The sequence below is a fragment of the Mariniflexile ostreae genome (assembly GCF_042427585.1).
Taxonomy (GTDB): domain Bacteria; phylum Bacteroidota; class Bacteroidia; order Flavobacteriales; family Flavobacteriaceae; genus Pseudalgibacter; species Pseudalgibacter ostreae.
On sequence record NZ_JBHMFC010000034.1, the window covers coordinates 1 to 20,674 of the forward strand.

Below are 20,674 nucleotides of genomic sequence, written 5' to 3' on the forward strand. Positions count from 1 at the left end.
TTTAAAACAGACTTATTTTCTTGATAGAGTCAAAATAAATCCCTGTTAATAGGGCTTAACAAGTAGTTTTAGCTAATATTTAAAAACTTTCGGATGGGAGTGGTCTAAACTCAATGATTTTGATATTACACTCAATGATTTCTTTTTTAAGAGTACTCAAGTATGCACGCATAAAAACAAGGTCAAAACTACCATTATTTAAATAATTAGCAATCTCATTTGTTTCATAAGAAACCTTTGTAGTTTGTTTATTGTCTATTCCGTAACGGATTCTTTTGAACGTATTTAAATCTTCTATTTTTAACTTAACAAGTCTGTTTATTATTTCTAAATCAATTTTATTGAACATTTGAACATTTTTTTTATGCGTTGCCTTGGTAAATATACAAAACCCTCTTAAAGATTCTTAAAAGGGTTTTAGTGTAGTTTAGTGTAGTGTAGTTTATTCTATTTTTTTTAATAGTTCATACGGTTTCGGTAAATTAGGATTAACAATTTTTTTTAACTTTTTATGTAATCCCTTGGAAACATACGAAACACTTAAAGTAATATCTGCAACCTCTTTTGGTGTTCTATAATAATTATGAGCTTCCTTAATTAGTTCATTCGAAATTTGCTTTATTTTTGCTTCGTCGTGGATGCCTGCTCCTGCATCAAAAGCCTTGTCTATTTTTTGACAAAGTTCATTAATAAATAAAATAGAGTTTAGATAATCATTTTGCATAATGCTAAGGGATTCTATTCTAAGATTTAAACTATTTATTTTTTCATGGTCTTTTAATTTCATAATATTTTGTTTTATTGGTTTGATGCGTTTTTAACAATTGTTAGTTTAGATTCTTTTTTCTCTTTCATTGCCTGTAACGTGTAGAAGTCTGCAATTTGCTGGGCATAGTCAAGGGTGTTCTTGCCTATGTAGTTCAAAAGCATTTTTTCTGAACTGTGGGCGGTTATTTGCATTATTAAGGGCGTAGGCAGTATTCCGTATAAATTGGATGCAAAGGAACGCCTGCAAACGTGCGAACTCATTAACTGCCACTTTGGGTATGTACCGTTTATTTTGCGTTTTTCCGTGTTGCCTTTGCCTTTTTTGGTAACAGTTATTTTACTGCCTTTTGTCATTTCATTAAGTTCTGCAATTCTGCAAACCTCTTTTATATGCTCGTTGAATTTTTGAATAGATATTTTATAAGGCAAACCACTTTTAATAATTTCTTTGGTTGTTTCTAGAACTGGGATAGTTACATTTTTGTTAGTTTTTTGTTGTTTCAATTCTATAACCTCGTAGCCGTTACGCATTACAAAATTATTTTCGTTTAGTTCTAACAAGCCCCCCCCTCGTTGCCCTATGTTACAACCTAATAAAAGCCATTTTCGGGCGTTTTGGTGGGCTTCATTTAGTAAATTAGCCTGCTCTATTGCTTGAAGTTCTTGAGGGCTTAAATAAAGTATATTTTCATTATTGGGCTTTGTACTATTAATTTTCTTGTATTGGATATTCGTTTCAATGCCATTGAGTGATGCATCGTTGCAAACCGTTTTTAAATCTGCTAATTTTTTAAGGGCTGTACTCTTTTGGTACTTCTTTGTATTAAGTAGGAACTTTAAAAAATCTTTTCCGAAATTAACATTAACATCTTTAACCTTGAACTTTTTGTTTTCCTGAAACTCCTGTATAATATTTTTTAAGGATACCAAACCGTTTTCCCTACTCTTTGACAAGCCTATCCCGCCCTTTGCGTTTTTGCGTGTTGGGGCTTCATCAATGATGCTTTGTATTGCATCGGTTAAAAGTTCGCTTTGGTTCGTTTCATTCGCTCGATTAAAAAAAACATCAATATTGTGTTTTAACCATGGTGTGCCAACCTCAACACCGTTTTTACTTGCATCGTTATATTTTTTAAGAATATAGTTTTTTAAATCCAGTAGGTCGGTGGATAGGTTTTTGTTTGAATTATAATTTTGTTTAGGTAGTCCAGTTGAGGTGCTCCATTCGCTCGGGTTAATAAAAAGCCCTGTTTTGACTCTTGGTGTTAAACCTCTTTTTATTGAAAGTCCTAAATAAATAGGGGCGTTGTTGCTTTTGGTGAGTAATCTAAATTTTGCCGTTGCCATGATTAATATTTTTTGAACATTCAAATATAATCATTTAAAACATTTTGACAACCGTTTGACAACCATTTTTGCATTTGTTTAGATTCTATTCAATCGCATTAAATCTTTACAAATCCTTTATTAATAGTGATTTCATTGATTTTATTGAGTTATCACGATGTTTGTTGAGGTGTTGTATTTAACACAAAAGAGTAGTTTCAGTTCCCACCTTGAGTACAAGATAGCACACACTAAAAAAGGCCTGTAAATCAACTGATTTACAGGCCTTTTTAGCATTATAATCATAAAACATTCATTAAGCGATATTCACATATATCTTATTGAATTTATGTTTCATTTCGATATTTCCAAGCATGACGATTTCGGCACCATGAGGAAGCACGGTATTTGCCGACAATAATGTAACCACTTTAGAGTCTTCTTTTATAGCAATAACAGATAGCCCTGTTTTAGCTCCTATATCGGATTCTGCAAGAGTCTTTCCTTCTAACGATTTTGGTATTGGGATAATAAACAAAGTAAAACCTTCGCCAAGAACGGTTAATTCTTGACCTTTTGAAATAGACAAAACTGCTTCAGAACCTAATGTAGAGTAGCTCAATACAAAATCGGCGCCAGCTTTTTGCATAATATCAATATTTCGAGCTTCCGATATACGGCTCACAATTCTTACATCTTTGTTCAATTGACGGCAATAGGAGGCGAGATAAATATTCATGGTATCGTCGTGGGTAGAAAGCAATACCGAAGGGGCCTCTAAAATTCCTGCTTTTTTTAGAAGCTGGTAGTCTGAGGCATCACCGAAAAATACCTGGTTGCAAAAAGGCCTTACTTTCCTGCATACCTCTCGATCCTTATCGACCACATTCACTAAAACACCATTTTTATGTAAAGATTCTGCTGCCGCCAATCCTACTTTACCTGCTCCTATTAAAAGTACAGGGTTGGGGTTTACATTGTAATCATGGAAAAGCTCATCAATATTATGGAGCTGTTCTTTATTTCCAATAATAACCAGAACGCTATCATGCGTAAGTACTTCATCACCTTTTATAGGCTGCAATCTTCCTCGCTCCCAAATACCCACAATACTCACCCCAAATTTTTGTCTTAAATCTATCTCCCGGATACGTTTAGAAACCAATGGCGTGTTGTGTATAGGTAATTCTGCAATTAATAGATCTTCATATTGGCCTATGGCATGAGATTCTGCATATTGTGTGTTTACTCTATTGGCCAATTGTTCACCAAGCCATTTTTTTATCGGCAACACATGGTTAGCACCGCTAAGTTGCTGTACATCGACCGACTGTATGTCGGCAGCTATAGCTACAATAGGTATCGTGGGAGCAATTTCCCTTATAGTGAGAATGATCTTGGTATTTACAATATCATTTCTATTGACCAGAACCAGTTTCGCCTCCTTAATATTGGCAAGGATAAAGGTTTCTTTGTCATCCAATTCTCCAAATAATACTGGAACCTGATCGTCATGAATTTTAATCGCTTTTTCAAGATCATTTTCAATCATATAATAAGGCGTATTCTCTTGTTCGAGACGTTCCACGAGATCTCTCGCTATGATATCATAAGAGCATATTAAGATATGATCTTTTGTTTTAGCCAAAACCTGACGCGGCACCTTGTTTTTCTTTTTAGATTCTAAAAGAGGAACATAAAAATGTCTGATAAAAGCAAATGGCAAAACAATCATTAACATAAAAATACCAGAAAGCAATACGACGATACTAAAAACCCGACCAAGATCGGATGCAAATGTAATATCGCCAAAGCCCAGAGTGCTCATAACCGTAAGCGTCCAGTAAAAGCCGGTTACCCAAGAGTGGTCTTGGCCTTCAAACCCCATTATAAAGTGAAAAAGGATAGAATAAATTATAATAACAACCCCTAAAAGGACCAAGTACTTAAGTAGAATCTTGGAGTTTTCTTTAAAGTCTCTGTCACTCAAATAATAGGCTAACTGACTACCGACAAATTTCATATTATATGTTTTTAAAAAGGGATTACCAACAGCTCAATTTAAGCCATGAATCTATACAATTTACTTCAACTTTTTTATATTTTTATGAAGAAGATGTCAATTATACTATTTTAAAAGAACAAGAATGTGTCTTTTCCATAAAAAAAGAAAGCCATTCATCAAATTAGTACAGATATTGGATTTAGTATCATGGCTCGTTTTTAAAATGAGTCTATAATAAACGTTTCAAATACTATGGCTTTTATAAAAAACGCTTCTCAAAATTCTTTAATTCCATACTTAGTTACAAGAACCTTACAGAGCTTTTTTCTAAATTAAATCCTTTTATAATACTATTATAGAAATCTTTAATTTTCAAGGTTTACTTAATTTTAAAGCCCTATATCATTCATTTTTAAGTAACTTTGTGAAATTTTTCCATGGCATTTATAATACGTTTCTTGAATTACATAGACAATATTTTTATAAAATTGATAAACCAAGAACCTGATCCGCTTAATAAAGCAAGGATAAGAATGCTTGGTTATATATTAGTGTTTTATACTGTATTCTGCTCCATATTGGTCGTTACATATGCCTTGGCCGACTTGCAATTTCATTTAATTAGAATATCTACGGTTTTCATTATCACTTTATCGCTTATTGCACTAGGGCTATATTCAAATTTATGGAAGGTCATCTCTCATAGTATTTTAGCGGTAATTACATTTGGAGTATGGACCAATTTATCCATTTACGTAAGAGATGTAAACATTGAAACCTTACAATATATATGGTTCGCCTGTGTGCTTAGTTTTTACATTCATGGCTCTAAATGGGGCTGGTTTTATTCGGCACTAAACATTCTACCCGTATTAGCGTTTACCATTGCCGACAACAAAAATTACTTCTTTTTAGGCGGAAGCGCACATCAAGTTACGCTACCTATTTACGTGTTTGTCACGTTTTATAATTTTCTTTTAATTACTTTTTTACAATTTTATTTTTTCAGGTCGTTTAATAAAAACATTACGAGTTTACAAATCGCCAAAAACGAATTGGGCTCGCTTAATGAAAAACTAAATCAAACCCTTTCTAAAGTAGAAAAACTTTCTAATTCCAGAATGGAATTTCTCTCTACAATGTCTCATGAGATAAGAACCCCTTTAAATGGAGTCATTGGATTAACAAATGTTTTATTAGCCGAAGCACCGAGAAAAGACCAAGAGGACAATCTCGATATGCTTAAGTTTTCAGCTGAAAATTTATTACTACTCGTTAACAATGTGCTCGACGTTAACAAACTCGACTCCAACAAAACTGAATTAGAAAAAATAAGCTTCGATCTTGCAGAACTTATTACCAGAAACTATGCAAGCAGTAAGTTAAAGGCTACTGAAAAAGGCCTCGATTTTAAACTGTTTATAGACCCCGTTTTAAATGACAAGTGGGTCATTAGCGACCCTACCCGAATAACACAAGTGCTTTTAAACTTAATTAACAATGCCATAAAGTTTACAGAAAAAGGCAGTATATCCGTTAGCGCGCAGGTTATAAACGTATCTCAGAGCAGTATTAAGGTTCAATTCACTATTGAAGATACAGGAATCGGTATTTCACCAGAAAAACGGCATGTCGTTTTCGAACCCTTTATCCAAGCATCAGCAAATACAAACAGAAATTATGGGGGCACGGGGCTGGGCTTACAAATTGTAAAAAAAACACTGGGCTTATTTAACAGTGACATAAATTTTACAAGCGAAGAACATGTAGGTTCGAAATTTAGCTTCGATATTGATTTCGATTACTTGATGCTTAAGCAGCCTAAGCCTAAAACCATACTAGAGGATCAAAATGATTTAGCGGGCCTTTGCATTCTAGTAGCCGAAGACAATAGCATAAACAGGATGGTTATTAATAAAACCCTTAAAAAATGGAACATAACACCTACTATTGTCGATGATGGATTAAGTGCTTTACGCTGCATCGAAAAAGAAGATTTTGATGTTGTATTATTAGATCTTCACATGCCCATTATGGATGGTTATACCGCAACATCCCATATTAGGAACTTAAAAGACCCTAGAAAAGCCAACGTTTTTATTATTGCACTTACCGCTTCCGTAAATGAAAAATCTCACCGTAACGTCATTGACGCAAAAATGAACGACTACCTCCCTAAACCCTTCAATCCTGACCATCTTTTTGCTAAACTAAAAAAAATTTCTAATACCTTATAGCTTATAGCCTTAACCCCATAATTTTATTGGCTGCCCTACAAGTTTTATAAAAGCGTCTTCTTGATTTATTGAACAGCCATACTTTTTAAAATAACAGCGAAAAAGCCAATAGGCCTTTTTAAACAAGCATAACCAAGCGACCACATGAACTGCTCATGCACGACACACCCTTTAAGGCCGTTTTTCACGAAACACTTTCGCAAATAAAAACACACCCTCTATATCGCCCCATCAACACGCGTCATAAAAAACTCATATAAACTATAGGTTTTTTCTGTAAAAAAACAGAAATTGTATTGGATACTGTCTTGAAATATAATAAGTTTGAAACAAAAATGGGTATAGGCCTAAAATCTTCAATCAAACGACAAAAAATATGGCAAAATCAGAATTGCATTTTTTAGGACGTATAATAAACCCAACAACAGTAGAAACAAACTACAACAAACTATTTAATACATATAGTGGAATGCCAATACTTTATAACGGCGGGGGCTTACTTAAATTTGTTTTTGACTTCGTGGAAAACGCCACATTTTTAGAGCGCATGACTACTATTGATTATAAACGCTACAAGCTAGGCTACCCTGTTGATGATGGTAAAATTGTTTTTTATAATGCTAATGATGATGTTTTAAAAACTTGGGAATTTAAAGACGCTTCTATTGTTTATTACAAAGAAACCTTTAAAACCAACGATGAAAGCATGACGGCAGAAATGATACTATCGCCTGCCATACAAGACTACGGGTATAAAATAAACAGAAGTTGGCATATAACACCCATTACAGAGCAAACCCACAAAACTCCAGTACATGCAACTGAACAGAAAGAAAAAAAACCTTTTAGAATTGACATAAGTGCAAAAATTAGTGATATAAAAAATGGTGTCTTTGGTTTTGACAAAATCCCTAGTAATTATAATCATATCTGTAAATCGGATATTGAAAAATTACGTCAAGAATACAAACCGATAGCCCGTATTTTAGATGATGAATATTTACCACCTTGGCTAAGCATCCGAAAAGGACAAACTGTAGAACTAGAGTTAGATTAGGTAAAAAAAGTCGCGCAGAGGAATATTCTAAAATAGCTTTTGATAAGCACGCAGATTTTACAATTACACCAATAGATTTAAAAGGAGTAAGCAAAATACAGATTACTTGCAATAATACTAACCCTAAACCAGCTCAATTACTCATAAAAGCAGACAATACAACTGTAGGTGCACTCAATGTTTTTCATCCAAAACCTAAAACTATTGATTTAGAATGGTTTTTTGTTGAGATTTCAGGAGAATATAGAGGTAAAAATATTGACGAAGATGATTTAAAAAACAAAGCAGACAAAACGAAACTAGAAACTTTATTAAAAAAAGGATTAAACCCTGCCTTAATAGATATTAATATTAAAAACGCTGTGGCATCTACCATTAATTTAGAATCTCAAAAAGAATATTTCAAAACAAATGGAGTTATTAAAAAAGCAGATAGATTCCATTATATAGAAAATAGCAAAAAAGAACTTTTTGTAGCAACACTTAAGAAGGAACATAATATTAATAAATCTATTCTTTCCTTATTTTTAGTCAATAGAAGTTGCCTTAACACAGATGCATTGGGAGAAAATGGCGGAGCTTTTGATGTTATTGCTGGCTTTTCACCAACAGGAACAGGTATCGCCTATGGTGTTCTTGATGAAAAAGGAAACTTATTGCCTACTGCCATAATGCACGAAATAATGCACGCTTTAGGATTGCAACATAGCTTTAGCACAAAGGCAACGCATACTTTTGAGGCAAAGAAAACCAACAACTATATGGATTATAAAGACAGTAAAGAATTTACTTGGAAATGGCAATGGAACAAACTTCACACATATTCATTTTTAAAATAATTAGTATGCGATTATTAAATATTTTTATTGCACTACTTATCTTTTCCTGTAATTCGGTGCCAAAAGATTATTTAGTGAATAGTTCAATTTGTAATTACAACGATTCTATTTTTAAAATTACTAAAGATGATATAACCCTCAATATTATTGATTTTAAAAAGAGATATAATAATAAGGACACTATCTTTATCGATAATAGAAACTTTAAAAATCAATACTGGAATTTAAGTAATGGCTATATAACAAACCAACAAAAAATTAAACGTTAGTAAATGGATTGGGTTCTATAAAAACGGGAAAGTTGAGAGTGTTCACTTTAGGCATAATAATGGAGACAACAAAATTTATAACGAAACCTATTACGATAATAAAGGCAACATAGAGAAAGTAATAAACCACGAAATAGGCTACACTATATGTTGGGCAGAAGCTATAGAAATTGTAAAAAAAATAGCTAAGAAAGATATTAAAAAATATAAAATAGATACCTTTTATTTATTGAGAACGGATTTAAACGAATTTCCGAATTCAAAACCAGAATGGAGTGTTTCAATGAAAGGCAACGAAGCATATAATGAAAGAAACACTAAGTTCTATACAATTGATGGTGTTACTGGAGCGTTAAATAAAACTTATACTGTCAGACAAATATATGATAGTTTAGATGACTAACATACAGCCCAGTTGCCAACAGCGTGTATGGGTGATGACCTGTTCTCGCCTACTTGGAAAATCCTACGCATTTTCCTCTGGCCAGTACCTATTTATAATTGTCCGTAATGAACCACGCCAATACTCATACACCGCATATAATGAATTTTAAGAATGTTTTCAAAACTTCATTCTAATAATCAAAAAAGCTCAAAATTAGAAGCTTGAATATTTAATAATTACAACCATTATCAGCTTGTTCTTTCTTAGGTATGAAACAGATACTATTAAAGACAGAATATCAAGTAATAAGGAAAACCAATTTGTATTAAATAAAAAGGAGGAGGTTTTATTATTTTAGCTGCTGATAAAAGAAATGAACTGGAGTTGCTCGCATACTCTTATGAATTTTCTTTTCCTTTGAACAAAAAGAAATACGTGATGGATTACCGAAATGGAAATAAAACGCTACAAAGCAAATAATAGAGCTATGAGAACTATATTATAGTATTAATTCCATTTTTAGTTATGAACTGTGACGAAGAAAAAGTTAGTGATTTTCTAGGTCCTAAAGGTGTCTGCTTAGTATTAACTAATAAAAAGATAGCAACTTACTAAACTCTGAAACAGAAAGTGAAATTGACTTTGAGAAAGTTAAATCTTAAAAATGCAGCTTAACTTATAATGCGGATTTTATTTGCAAGTCTACAGGGGGTTAAATGAAAAATCAGAATTAAGACAAGAAGACTTTCCCGATATAAAATAATGAAACTATAAACGACAAATCAATACAACTGTTAATGGTAAACCAAAAAACACAATTGAATACTGCCGAAAGAATTGATGATTATTCAAGACAGTTAAAATATTTACTTATTTTAGGTAATGAGATTTTACAAAAAGACGGTGTTTTTAAAGAAAGTGATTTTTTCCCAAAGTTAAGACAATTTATAGTCTTCTATAATGAAACGCATTCTAAGCTTTTAGAGATTATAGACCGCCGAAAAGAGTCTAGTTTAGTAAGTTCTATAGCACTGAGTCCTAAGTTGTATTTTTTTAACTATCAGCATCCTGCGCTTCCAATTTTCGCATTACTTATTATTTTTCCTATCTTAGGAACTGGTTACTTCATCTTTAAATATTTATATGTAAAAAAACCAAGCTTAAGCTAAGGCTTATACTACAAAACCTTTCCTCTTTAGAATATATTATTAAAAACGACCCAATGGACATATCACCAAAAAGTTAGACCATATTTGAAAGCGCATAATAATAACGACACACATTGCCCAAATCTTTCATAAAATATGGAGCTATTAAAAAGTTATTTCAAAACCGATAGCCTTTCCATACATTAAAAAAACCACCATACCAACAAAAAACGGAGTTAAAGTAAATGCCCCGCACTCATCTTCAACCTTTGTGTACATACATAACGAAAACACTTTTAAGCCACCACTAATTACACATGAAAGCCTTGCCATTTATAACGTACAAAACCCTTAGCACAATAGAAAATAATGAATTAAACTATAATTTTTTAGGCCTTTATCATAATTTATTATATATTTAAGAATACAACTTAGGGTCTATCACTTTAAAAAATATAAACTAAAAAACCGAGAGATGGAAAAAAATTGGATTATAGCAATATCCCTTTTTTTAATATTCACTTTTCTTTTTTGGAGGCTCACTAGTGGGCATTTCAAAAAAGAATATGGAAAAAAGCTATGGTCTCAATGGGTAACAAGGCTTTTTTATTGGCAAGGAGCCATATACACCAGTACGGGAATTACTATTCTGGTCATGTTTATTTTAAAAAAAGCCCATGTTTTAACTTTTTAGACGTTTAAAAACATCCATGCTAGAGCAATAGCGTAATCATAAATTATTGTAGCGTTTTGCACGAACAACTCCTATCATTAAATACACACATATACATACTCCTTCTAAATAAAACTTAACCATAAAATCTATACATCGCATACACAAAATGGTTTTAAATTATTATTTTTTAGGTGATGTTTTACTACACTTCCTTTTGCTCTATATGTATAGCTTGTATTTGCTAACTTACAAACTCAAATCATCCACATATAAACTCTCTATTGGCTTGGAATAACCAATAAATCTGTGCGTTCTTTTATCAAAATGAAATAGCTTAGCCGTTGTAATAATAACGAGATTTTAAAATATTAAATATGGGCGATTTTTTTCCTGATCAAAGATATACGAGTTCTGGAGAACCCGAACTAGGCATTGGCATCGTAACAGACGTTACCAAAGGAAAGGTCCAAATGTATTTTCCTGTGGCAGACGAAACACGCCTATACGCTATGGAAAGTGCTCCATTACGCCGAACTGTTTTCAAACCAGGAGACACCATAGTAGATAAGCAAGAGCAATCTATGCTAATTGAACGCGTTAAGCTTGAAAACATGCTGTATGTATACTACGGGAACAATACCCAATGGCATGAAGCAGAGCTTTACGGAGGGACTATTACCCATAGCGTGGATGATCGGCTTTTTATAGGAGATGTCGATACACCAGAACTGTTTGCTTTACGCCGAGAAACGCTTTACCACAATTACAAAAGAAGCATATCGCCCGTCCATGGATTTGTTGGCGGTAAAATAGATTTAATTCCGCATCAACTTTATATTGCACATGAGGTCAGTTCTCGATTTGCACCTCGGGTATTGCTATCGGATCAAGTTGGTCTTGGAAAAACCATTGAGGCTTGCTTAATTTTACATCGCTTATTGGTAAACGGACGCTTATCTAGAGTACTCATCGTTGTTCCCGAATCGCTCTTGCACCAGTGGTTTGTGGAGGTCTTGCGAAAATTCAATTTATGGTTTAATATTTTCAACGAAGCACGTTGCGCCGCTCTTGAAAATAGTGCTCCAGACGGCAATCCTTTTCTCGACGATCAACTCATTATCTGTAGCACGGCTTTTTTAGCAGCTTCAAAAAAACGAACACAACAAGCTGTGTCTGCCACTTGGGACATGCTTATTGTAGACGAAGCCCACCACCTAGAATGGTCTATTAATCATGTTAGCCCAGAATACCGAGCCGTAGAACAATTAAGCCAAGCAACAAAAGGACTACTGCTTCTTACCGCTACTCCAGAACAACTGGGAACTGAAAGTCATTTTGCACGACTTCGACTGCTGGATCCTGTGCGATATAGTAATTACAATGATTTTATGAATGAATCTGAAGGCCATAAAAACATTGCAGATATCGTTGAAGCATTATCACAAGGACAAGACTTAAAGCCGAAAGCCATAAAACGGTTAGAAACGATTTTTTCTAAAGAAAAAATGGCTGCGTTAAACCTTAAAGACAATACCATTAAGCACCACCTTATTGAAGATTTACTCGATCAACATGGCCCAGGCCGGGTTTTATTTCGAAACACACGATTAGCGATGAGTGGATTTCCTAAACGAATAGCACATCTAGCGCCTATTCTGGCAAAAAACAACAATAAACTCTGGATAGAACGCGTAACACATGAGTTTTCTTTTGAACTATTAAATACTTCTGCAACTGAAAAAGAGCAGCGTTTTTGGTTTGATAAAGACCCTCGGGTAGAATGGGTTTTAAATAAAATGACAGCGGTATATCCTGCAAAAATCCTACTTATATGTTCCTCCAAAGAAAAAGTTTTAGCTTTAGAAGCCGCCATTAGCAAAGCCATAAACCTTAATGTAAGTGTTTTTCATGAAGACCTATCTCTAATACAACGTGATAAGAACGCTGCATGGTTTGCAGAACATGATAGTGCTCAAATCCTCTTGAGTTCGGAAATAGGAAGTGAAGGTCGCAATTTCCAATTTGCACATCACCTTATTTTATTCGACTTGCCATTTCATCCAGAATTATTGGAACAACGCATAGGCCGACTTGACAGAATAGGACAAGAAAAAGACATCCATATTCATATTCCATATATTATTGGGAGTCCACAACACCTAATTACAAGATGGTTTCATGAGGGTTTAAATGCCTTTAACGCTAACCTTGAAGGTGGCAATCTCATTTCCAAGCACTTTAGTGAACGTTTACTTAAAATTACCAAAATAGCTTCATTTGAAACTGCAACACGCGAACTTGAAAGCCTAATTTTAGAAACCGCCGATTATCAAAAAGAACTTAAGAAAAACTTAGCCGAAGGGCGCGATAGGTTAATGGAGATGAATTCATTCCGACCTAAAGTAGCTAAAAAACTGATTAAACAAATTCAAACGGAAGATAAAGACCATACACTTGAACTTTATCTAACAAAAGTTTTTCAACACTTTGATATAGAAATGGAAGATCTTGCTCCCCGAACCTATTTACTGCACCCCTCTTCATTTAGCACAGAAGTATTCCCGTCTATTCCGCGAGAAGGAACACAGGTTACATTCGATAGAAAGCGGGCCATTAGTAGGGACGATGTGAGTTTTTTAAGTTGGGACCATCCTATGGCAACGGGAGCGATCGACACCGTATTAAGTTCAACACTTGGTAGTGCGAGCTGTGGTGTGCTTCGGGAAAACGGCCGCCCAGCATTACTTTTAGAACTGGTCTTTGTTTTAGAAACAGCAAGCAAAAAAAGCAATGCCATAGACCGCTTCCTTCCAGACACGCCTATAAGGGTTATTGTTGATCACACTAGAAAAGAAGTTACAGACCTATATTCTGTTGAAATGTTGAACAAAAACTTAATACCGGGTAGCATAAATCCTTTACTGGAAAACGATGCCTTTGTGGATGTCCTATTGCCAAACATGATTTCATCTGCTACAGAAATTGCAAAAAAAACAGGAGAAAAAGAAATTTCAAAAGGACTCCAACGCATGAAACGCACATTAAATCATGAAATAGAACGGCTTACCAGCTTGCAAAAAAAGAATAAACATATTAGAACAGACGAAATTCAAATTGCAACTGAAGAACGTGCAGCACTCTCCATTTTAATAAAAAATGCCCGCATTCGTTTAGATGCCCTACAGCTTATTCAGAAAGCCTAATGGTATCTCCAAAACACACAGGTAACATACAGGTTTACAAATACTAACATCTTCCATATCTCATACACTTTACGATATCTAAACTTCTCATCCATTTAAAAGTGTTACACACTAAGTGTGTACAAAATACCTAAAACAAGTACAAACATCGGCTATGATGATCTAAATAATAAAAACAAACGTATTTAGACCATATGGTACCAGTATACCTGTTTTTAAAACTCAAACGTCTGGCCATAATCAAAAAAAACAATTCGATGTAATAGAAAACACGAATAACACCTGTTTATCAGCCTAATGCAAATTATGAAATTAAAAACTGCGCTTAATGGAGCACAAATAACTATCTCTTTGAATTTATGGAAAAATTAATCCTCCCTCTTCTTCTAAAATATCGAAAACGGAAATTTTTAAGCAAATCATTTCTATGCGTCTTTATAATGTGTTTCGCTTTTATACATGGGCACGCCCAAGACATGACTGTTTCAGGTAAAATAACCGATGCCCTTACTGGAGCATCGCTATACGGCGTAAATATTATCGTTAAAGGCACCACAAAAGGGGTGTCGTCTGATTTAAACGGAAACTACACCATTAATAATGTCGCTCCTGAAAACACGTTGCTATTTTCTTATATAAGTTATTCCGATCAGGAAATCAAAATAGGACTTAAAAATAATATCAATGTGCTTTTAAAACCCGCAGTAGACCAACTCGAGGAGATGGTTATTATAGGGTATGGCACAAAAAAGAAAAGAAACCTAACCGGTTCAATTGTTTCCGTTAACAGTAAAGACATTGACCAAGCCAATGTGCAGGACCCCATATCTGTTTTACAAGGGCGTGCAGCTGGTGTACAAGTTACATCTAGTTCTGGGGCTCCAGGCGGCGGCATGAGCATTAAGGTAAGAGGAAACTCCTCATTAAATTCAGGAAATTCACCTCTTTATGTTGTAGATGGCGTTCCCATAGAGTTCAATACTTTGTCGTCGTTGAACGGCAGTGAAAATTTTGGTCTAAACCCTTTAGCCGACATCAATCCTGGAGATATTGAATCTATAGAAATATTGAAAGATGCTGCCTCCACCGCCATTTATGGTTCTCGTGCAGCAAACGGTGTCGTGATGATTACCACTAAAAGGGGGCTTTCAGGTAAAGCTCAAGTAGATTTAAACATTACTTCTGGCGTTAGCGAGATTCCAAGGAGACTTAGTGTTTTAAACGCGAGTCAATATAGAGCCGTTATTTTAGACTCTTATAAAAACATGGACAACCCTGTAGTTCCAAATGGCATTATTTTAGATTCCTTAAACCCTAAAAATAATGGTGATGTAGATTGGCAAAAGGAGTTACTACGAATAGCCCCTCAATATAAAGTAGATCTATCCATACGAGGAGGGTCCGATGATGTAAAATATGCTTGGAGTTCTTCTTTTCTAAATCAAGATGGCATCATATTAAATTCCAATTACAAACGGGTAACGTCACGATTAAACGTGGATTTTAAAGTATCAGATAAAATCACTTTCGGACAAAGCATTTCGTACACCAATGGTGTTAATAACAGAATTAATGCAGGTGGAACCGAAAACTTAAGTGTTATTCGAGAACTTTTGGTACGTCCTCCTATTTTTGCCATGTATTTACCAGACGGCTCTTATAATGGCTACCAGTTTGGAAGAAGGAACCCTGTGGGACTCGCAGAATTGGCAACACATCTTAATAAAAGCAACCGTATTACCGGCAATCAATATGCCGAGTACGATATTTTGGAAGGCCTTAAATTTAGAACCAACTTAAATTTGGATTATATTTCCATGAAGGAAGACGAATTTATCCCTTCAACCTTAGATTATAGGGAAGGTTATAACTCTGGTGCCGTACGCGCTATCAATAATCTAACCTGGGGCAATGAAACCTATTTAAGCTTCAACACACAATTGGGAGATTCCCACAACCTATCCGCACTTGCCGGATTCAGTTTTCAGAAGTGGCAATACGAGCGCGTTGGTCTAGACGGCATGTTCTTCTCAAGCGATAACATTCCAACGTTAAATGGCGCAGGAACCATTTCCAATCAAGAGATAAACATCACAACAGAGCATTCTATGCTTTCTTATTTTGGTAGATTTTCTTACGATTATAAAGGAAAATATTTGTTTGAAGCCAACCTCAGAACCGATGGTTCTTCTAGGTTTGGCAAAGACAAACGATTTGGATATTTCCCTTCGGCAGCAATTGCATGGCGAATTTCTGATGAATTGTTTTTAGAAAACGTCACGTTTCTAAACGATGCCAAACTACGGTTAAGTATCGGACAAACCGGCAATGAGTCTATTGGCGACTATACATCTCAAGGCGAATTTGCGGTAGGCGCCAATTATTTGGATTATTCTGGCGCCGCTCCCTCGGTGATGCCCAACTCGGGCTTAACCTGGGAAACCACAACCCAATACAACGCTGGTCTGGATCTTTCGTTTTGGAAAAACAGAGTCACTTTTAATGCTGATGTTTATTTAAAAATAACCGAAGACCTATTGTATAACGTTCCTATACCAAGAACTACTGGTTTTTCTTATGTAACACAAAACATTGGAAGTATCGAAAATAAAGGGGTTGAGCTTTCGCTCAGCTCTAAAAATCTTGTAGGAGACTTTCAATGGGACACGAACTTTAACATCAGTACAAATCGCAATATAGTAAAAGACCTCCCTGATAATGTATTGACCAATGGCTTTATTCAAAATGGGAATTATCACATCTTAAAAGAAGGCGAACCTATAGGCACTTTTTATGGATGGAAGTTTAATGGGGTTTATTCCCGTGATGAAGACAATATAAACCAAGTAACCCATGGCGCATTGGGCCCACAGTTTAAAGGAGGCGATCCTATTTGGGATGATCTTAATGGAGATACTATCATTGATGAAAATGACAAACAAATAATAGGAGATGCCACGCCCGATTTTTTCGGCGGGATAACCAACAATTTCTCATATAAAGGCCTGAGCTTAGGCGTTTTTTTCCAGTTTTCTTACGGCAATGATATTTATAGCGAAATCAACCATCAAAGAAATTCGGTGGTTCGATATAACAACCTTTCTACGGATGCCTTGGGCAGATGGAGAAATCAAGGAGACGTTACAAACTTTCCTAAACCCATAAGCGATGATCCATTACATTCAGATAGCCGAATTCAAAGCCGTTGGGTAGAAGATGGTTCTTATATCAAGTTAAAGAATGTAAATATCAGATATCGTTTTCCTAATCAAATGGTTAACGACTGGGGCTTTAGAAAAATAGAAGTATATGCTTCTGCTTTAAACTTAATAACTTGGACACATTACACAGGTTTTGATCCCGACGTGAGTTCGTACAATGGGTTAAGAGAAGGTGTAGACGAAGGTGCTTACCCCCAAAGCCGGACGATAATGCTTGGATTAAATATTGGATTTTAAATAGAAAAAACATGAGACATATAAAATTTTATAAAAAAGTAATTACAGGAGTTCTTATACTCTTCGCGTTCTCCTGTTCGGATGATCTATTAGATAAAGATCCTGTAAGCAGCTTTTCTGGCCAAGGATTTTACAAAACACCAAGTGACGCGCAAGCCGGGGTTTACGGCATTTATGATGCTCTACAATCTACCTGTCGTGTAAATATTGCTTATTGGGGTGAGGGGCGAGCAGACGCCGTGTCTACGAACCACTCGGGAGACCCTGTTGCCTTAAAACAAAACGCGTTAAGCCAATCCATGACCTCAGCACGATGGAACAACATTTACGAAACCATTAGCAGAGCTAACTACGCCATAAAATACATTCCTACAGTTTTTGAGACGGAAAGTGAATTAAGCCTGCAACTTGTAGGACAAGCTAAAGCGCTTAGAGCCTTATCCTATTTTTATGCCGTAAGAGTTTGGGGCGATGTGCCATTAATTACCGAGCCTTATGAAAGTGTGCAACAGGAGTTTTTTATTCCCAAAACAAATAAAGAACTTGTACTAGATAAAATAGTAGAAGATTTGGTTTTTGCTTCCACGCATTGTAAAGAAAATCACTCAGGGGACAAAACACGAATTTTATTCACCACAGGTGCTGCCAATGCGCTATTAACGCAGGTTTACATGTGGAGAAAACAGTACGGAGAAGCCATTGAGGCGGCCGAAAAAGTTTTAGACAATACTCTATATGCATTGGTTCCTATAAACGACTGGTCTAAAATATTTACTTCCGGCTATTCCAATGAAAGTATTTTTGAAGTTGGATATAATGAAACACAAACCAACGCGCTAAGAGTCCTTTATGCCTTAGGTTCGGATAGTGATTATTTTCCAAGTGCCTCATTTAAGGATGCTTTTGAAGCAGGAGATCTTAGAAAGGATTTAATTTATGACACTACAAATGCGAATCCTAAAAAGATATGGAAATTCTTTGGCCAAGGCTTTAATGATGAAAGTCCAGACCCTTCCGATAACAATATCGTACTGATACGCTTGGCAGATATCATCCTGCTAAAAGCAGAAGCCCATGCCAAATTAAACAATCCAGATGAAGCCCTTAAATTATTAAATTTAATTAGAAAAAGAGCCGATATCCCTGAACTAGACGAGGCTCAGGCCGCAACCTTATATGGCGATTTAGAAGCCGCTATTTTACACGAAAGATTAATTGAACTGGCTTTTGAAGGCCACCGCTGGTTTGACTTGGTTAGAACAGGAAAAGCCATTACAGTTATGAATCCTATAAACGGATTAAGTGATGAGGCCAATTTTGTATGGCCTATACATGAAGATGCTCTAAATAGAAACCCAAACCTAGAGCAAAACAATTTTTATAAATAAAATAGGTTAAAAAATTAAATCCAAAAAAAATGAAAAAATATAAAACAACCTCATACGTAAATATTGGTGTTTTTTTTACAGTCGTTTTTAGTCTGTTTTTTAGTTGTGAAACCCAAGATGGGTTTTCATATAAAAAATCAAATTCTAATGCCGATTTAGGTATTACCGCTTGGCAGTATATACAAAACCACGACTCGTTAGTCCTTTTGGAAGAAGCCATAAAACGTACCAACACCCAAGACCTTTATAGCACAGGTACAGACAAAACTTTTATCGCACCTACTAACGAGGCTTTCATGGAGTATCTTCAAAATAATTCGTATCAAGACCTATCAGAAGTACCTATTCCCATCTTGCGAAATGTGCTTAACTACCATGTTGTTAATGCCTATGTATCTTTTGACGACCCTAACCTAATGGAACGGAACAACCCCATTCCTTATCCAAGTGAAAATGGACAAACCCTATTCTTATCACACAACAGTAGTTTTACAGGAATAATAAATGAAGGGACTAGTAAGCAATGGGATATTGTAACCTCAAATTTAAAAGCTTTAAATGGTGTAATACATGTGGTACCCGCTATCGTGTACTTCTCTGCACTTTCATCAGAACCAGACACTCCAGACCCCACTATCGTTAGAGATACTATTTTCCCAATGTATGACACTTATGTGAATGGTGGCAACCAATCTGGAAATAATTTTGGCTCAGACCCGCTTTTAAAAACAAAAAACGTGAGCGGCAATGGCGATTACGATAGAAAATCTTTTTTAATGTACGATTTAAAACACTTCAAAAAAGAAGGTGTTATTGTAGACTTAAAGCTAGAAATTGCCGTAAAGTTTACGCTTGCTAAAGGTGTAGCACTAGATGTTTACAATGTAACCGACACATTATGGACAGAAACGGGCTTAACCTTTAACAATGCGACTTTCCCCACTACAGCACCCGTATCTAGCATCATAACAACTAAAGTAAGTAAGTTTGAATTTGATATGATGGATTATTACAAAAGTTTAAATCATAAGGGGCGTATTTCCCTTATGCTTGACGGAGAGGCCGGAAAGGACGAAACCGACGAGTTCCATTCTTTACAAAACATAGGAGGCTTTAATGCTCCTATGTTAATTGCAAGGCTTTCTGCAGGAAACACCGTATTAGTTTTAGATAAAAACACCGGATTAACAGTAGAAAGTGGCAATGCTTTCGCATTTAACAATAATGTATTACAAGTTACAGGCTCTCCTGCTGGAGATATCACATACACTATAAAAGAAGCACCACAATTTGGTTGGTTAGTGCAAGGTCTCAATATTTTACAAGTAGGCGACACCTTTACACAAAAAGATATCGATGTGATGAACTTAATTTATATCAACAATGGTTCGGGCACTCAAGATAAAATCGAGGTGTCTGCCGAAGACAAGGCTGGAGCTAATTTAAATAACTTCGATATTGATGTAACGATTCAATAATCGAGATACCATCACCTTTTAAATGAAACATACGCTGATTGCTCTTTTATACTTACCCTTCCTAAAGGGAAGTTCATGCAGCAGCTCAAAATAAGAGCCATACCCCATTCACAACCAGAGTCATTAATTTTACTGGTTGTGAATGGCTTCTTTCTGTAAAACAAATGGAAAACCAACCAAATCTAGCCTAGAATATCAGCTTATGTAAAAGTAGGAAGGACTTCTAAATCCAATAAGAATTACGAAACCTTCATTCAGCACCTTATTGAGCTAAAAAAAGATGGCAACACTCAGGTACCCATTACCATAAAGAGCTAGACTAATAATTATTAAAAAAACTATCGTCTAGACAATTAGACCATCCAAAAAATAGTAGTCCACTATCTCAAACAAAGCATATGGCTTTGAAACATTTGCACCTCTAAAATGTTACATTC

The 20,674-nt window shown here is 35.2% G+C and carries 13 protein-coding genes; 9 read left to right on the top strand and 4 right to left on the bottom strand.

The features are described 5' to 3' along the window. Nucleotides 1-79: 79 nt before the first annotated feature. The 4 genes from ACFFU9_RS08895 to ACFFU9_RS08910 all read right to left on the bottom strand — a co-directional run bounded on the left by ACFFU9_RS08895 (nucleotide 80) and on the right by ACFFU9_RS08910 (nucleotide 4,117). Nucleotides 80-349: a hypothetical protein gene (locus ACFFU9_RS08895; RefSeq protein ID WP_379861060.1), complete on the bottom strand. Its 270-nt coding sequence runs from the start codon at nucleotides 347-349 to the stop codon at nucleotides 80-82. 93 nt (nucleotides 350-442) lie between these two features. Further along, nucleotides 443-787, bottom strand: a complete 345-nt coding sequence (locus ACFFU9_RS08900) for a hypothetical protein (protein ID WP_379861061.1) — start codon at nucleotides 785-787, stop codon at nucleotides 443-445. Nucleotides 788-798: 11 nt separating this feature from the next. Next, on the bottom strand, nucleotides 799-2,115 hold the full coding sequence (locus ACFFU9_RS08905) for a tyrosine-type recombinase/integrase (RefSeq protein WP_379861062.1): 1,317 nt from the start codon (nucleotides 2,113-2,115) through the stop codon (nucleotides 799-801). 295 nt (nucleotides 2,116-2,410) lie between these two features. After that, the gene (locus ACFFU9_RS08910; RefSeq protein ID WP_379861063.1) at nucleotides 2,411-4,117 is read right to left on the bottom strand and encodes a potassium channel family protein; all 1,707 of its coding nucleotides are present in this window, start codon (nucleotides 4,115-4,117) and stop codon (nucleotides 2,411-2,413) included. 419 nt (nucleotides 4,118-4,536) lie between these two features. Between ACFFU9_RS08910 and ACFFU9_RS08915 the strand changes: the two genes are divergently transcribed. The 9 genes from ACFFU9_RS08915 (at nucleotide 4,537) to ACFFU9_RS08955 (ending at nucleotide 20,237) form a co-directional block, all read left to right on the top strand. Then, nucleotides 4,537-6,336 (top strand): ATP-binding protein, encoded by a 1,800-nt coding sequence (locus tag ACFFU9_RS08915; RefSeq protein ID WP_379861064.1) that lies wholly within the window; start codon nucleotides 4,537-4,539, stop codon nucleotides 6,334-6,336. A 376-nt stretch (nucleotides 6,337-6,712) separates the two neighbouring features. Beyond that, nucleotides 6,713-7,393, top strand: a complete 681-nt coding sequence (gene tssD / locus ACFFU9_RS08920) for a type VI secretion system tube protein TssD (RefSeq protein WP_379861065.1) — start codon at nucleotides 6,713-6,715, stop codon at nucleotides 7,391-7,393. Beyond that, on the top strand, nucleotides 7,345-8,232 hold the full coding sequence (locus ACFFU9_RS08925; protein ID WP_379861066.1) for a zinc metalloprotease: 888 nt from the start codon (nucleotides 7,345-7,347) through the stop codon (nucleotides 8,230-8,232). The genes tssD and ACFFU9_RS08925 overlap by 49 nt, the downstream gene beginning before the upstream one ends. Before the next feature lie 5 nt (nucleotides 8,233-8,237). Continuing rightward, nucleotides 8,238-8,501 (top strand): hypothetical protein, encoded by a 264-nt coding sequence (locus tag ACFFU9_RS08930; protein ID WP_379861067.1) that lies wholly within the window; start codon nucleotides 8,238-8,240, stop codon nucleotides 8,499-8,501. 1,182 nt (nucleotides 8,502-9,683) lie between these two features. Then, nucleotides 9,684-10,055, top strand: a complete 372-nt coding sequence (locus tag ACFFU9_RS08935) for a hypothetical protein (RefSeq protein ID WP_379861068.1) — start codon at nucleotides 9,684-9,686, stop codon at nucleotides 10,053-10,055. A gap of 1,029 nt (nucleotides 10,056-11,084) precedes the next feature. Then, nucleotides 11,085-13,913 carry an RNA polymerase-associated protein RapA gene (gene rapA / locus ACFFU9_RS08940; protein ID WP_379861069.1) on the top strand — a complete coding sequence of 943 codons (2,829 nt, stop codon included), beginning with the start codon at nucleotides 11,085-11,087 and terminating at the stop codon, nucleotides 13,911-13,913. A 440-nt stretch (nucleotides 13,914-14,353) separates the two neighbouring features. After that, the gene (locus ACFFU9_RS08945) at nucleotides 14,354-17,371 is read left to right on the top strand and encodes a SusC/RagA family TonB-linked outer membrane protein (RefSeq protein ID WP_379861070.1); all 3,018 of its coding nucleotides are present in this window, start codon (nucleotides 14,354-14,356) and stop codon (nucleotides 17,369-17,371) included. A gap of 11 nt (nucleotides 17,372-17,382) precedes the next feature. Beyond that, entirely contained in the window at nucleotides 17,383-18,759 is a 1,377-nt protein-coding gene (locus tag ACFFU9_RS08950) for a RagB/SusD family nutrient uptake outer membrane protein (protein WP_379861071.1), read from the top strand. A gap of 29 nt (nucleotides 18,760-18,788) precedes the next feature. Next, a complete protein-coding gene (locus ACFFU9_RS08955) occupies nucleotides 18,789-20,237 on the top strand; it encodes a CBM96 family carbohydrate-binding protein (protein WP_379861072.1) in 1,449 nt (482 codons plus the stop codon). Nucleotides 20,238-20,674: the final 437 nt, after the last annotated feature.

Bases quoted from the DNA above. Each gene is read 5' to 3' on its own strand.
- ACFFU9_RS08895 (WP_379861060.1), bottom strand. From the start codon at position 349: ATGTTCAATAAAATTGATTTAGAAATAATAAACAGACTTGTTAAGTTA.
- ACFFU9_RS08900 (WP_379861061.1), bottom strand. From the start codon at position 787: ATGAAATTAAAAGACCATGAAAAAATAAATAGTTTAAATCTTAGAATA.
- ACFFU9_RS08905 (WP_379861062.1), bottom strand. From the start codon at position 2,115: ATGGCAACGGCAAAATTTAGATTACTCACCAAAAGCAACAACGCCCCT.
- ACFFU9_RS08910 (WP_379861063.1), bottom strand. From the start codon at position 4,117: ATGAAATTTGTCGGTAGTCAGTTAGCCTATTATTTGAGTGACAGAGAC.
- ACFFU9_RS08915 (WP_379861064.1), top strand. From the start codon at position 4,537: ATGGCATTTATAATACGTTTCTTGAATTACATAGACAATATTTTTATA.
- tssD (WP_379861065.1), top strand. From the start codon at position 6,713: ATGGCAAAATCAGAATTGCATTTTTTAGGACGTATAATAAACCCAACA.
- ACFFU9_RS08930 (WP_379861067.1), top strand. From the start codon at position 8,238: ATGCGATTATTAAATATTTTTATTGCACTACTTATCTTTTCCTGTAAT.
- ACFFU9_RS08935 (WP_379861068.1), top strand. From the start codon at position 9,684: ATGGTAAACCAAAAAACACAATTGAATACTGCCGAAAGAATTGATGAT.
- rapA (WP_379861069.1), top strand. From the start codon at position 11,085: ATGGGCGATTTTTTTCCTGATCAAAGATATACGAGTTCTGGAGAACCC.
- ACFFU9_RS08945 (WP_379861070.1), top strand. From the start codon at position 14,354: ATGTGTTTCGCTTTTATACATGGGCACGCCCAAGACATGACTGTTTCA.
- ACFFU9_RS08950 (WP_379861071.1), top strand. From the start codon at position 17,383: ATGAGACATATAAAATTTTATAAAAAAGTAATTACAGGAGTTCTTATA.
- ACFFU9_RS08955 (WP_379861072.1), top strand. From the start codon at position 18,789: ATGAAAAAATATAAAACAACCTCATACGTAAATATTGGTGTTTTTTTT.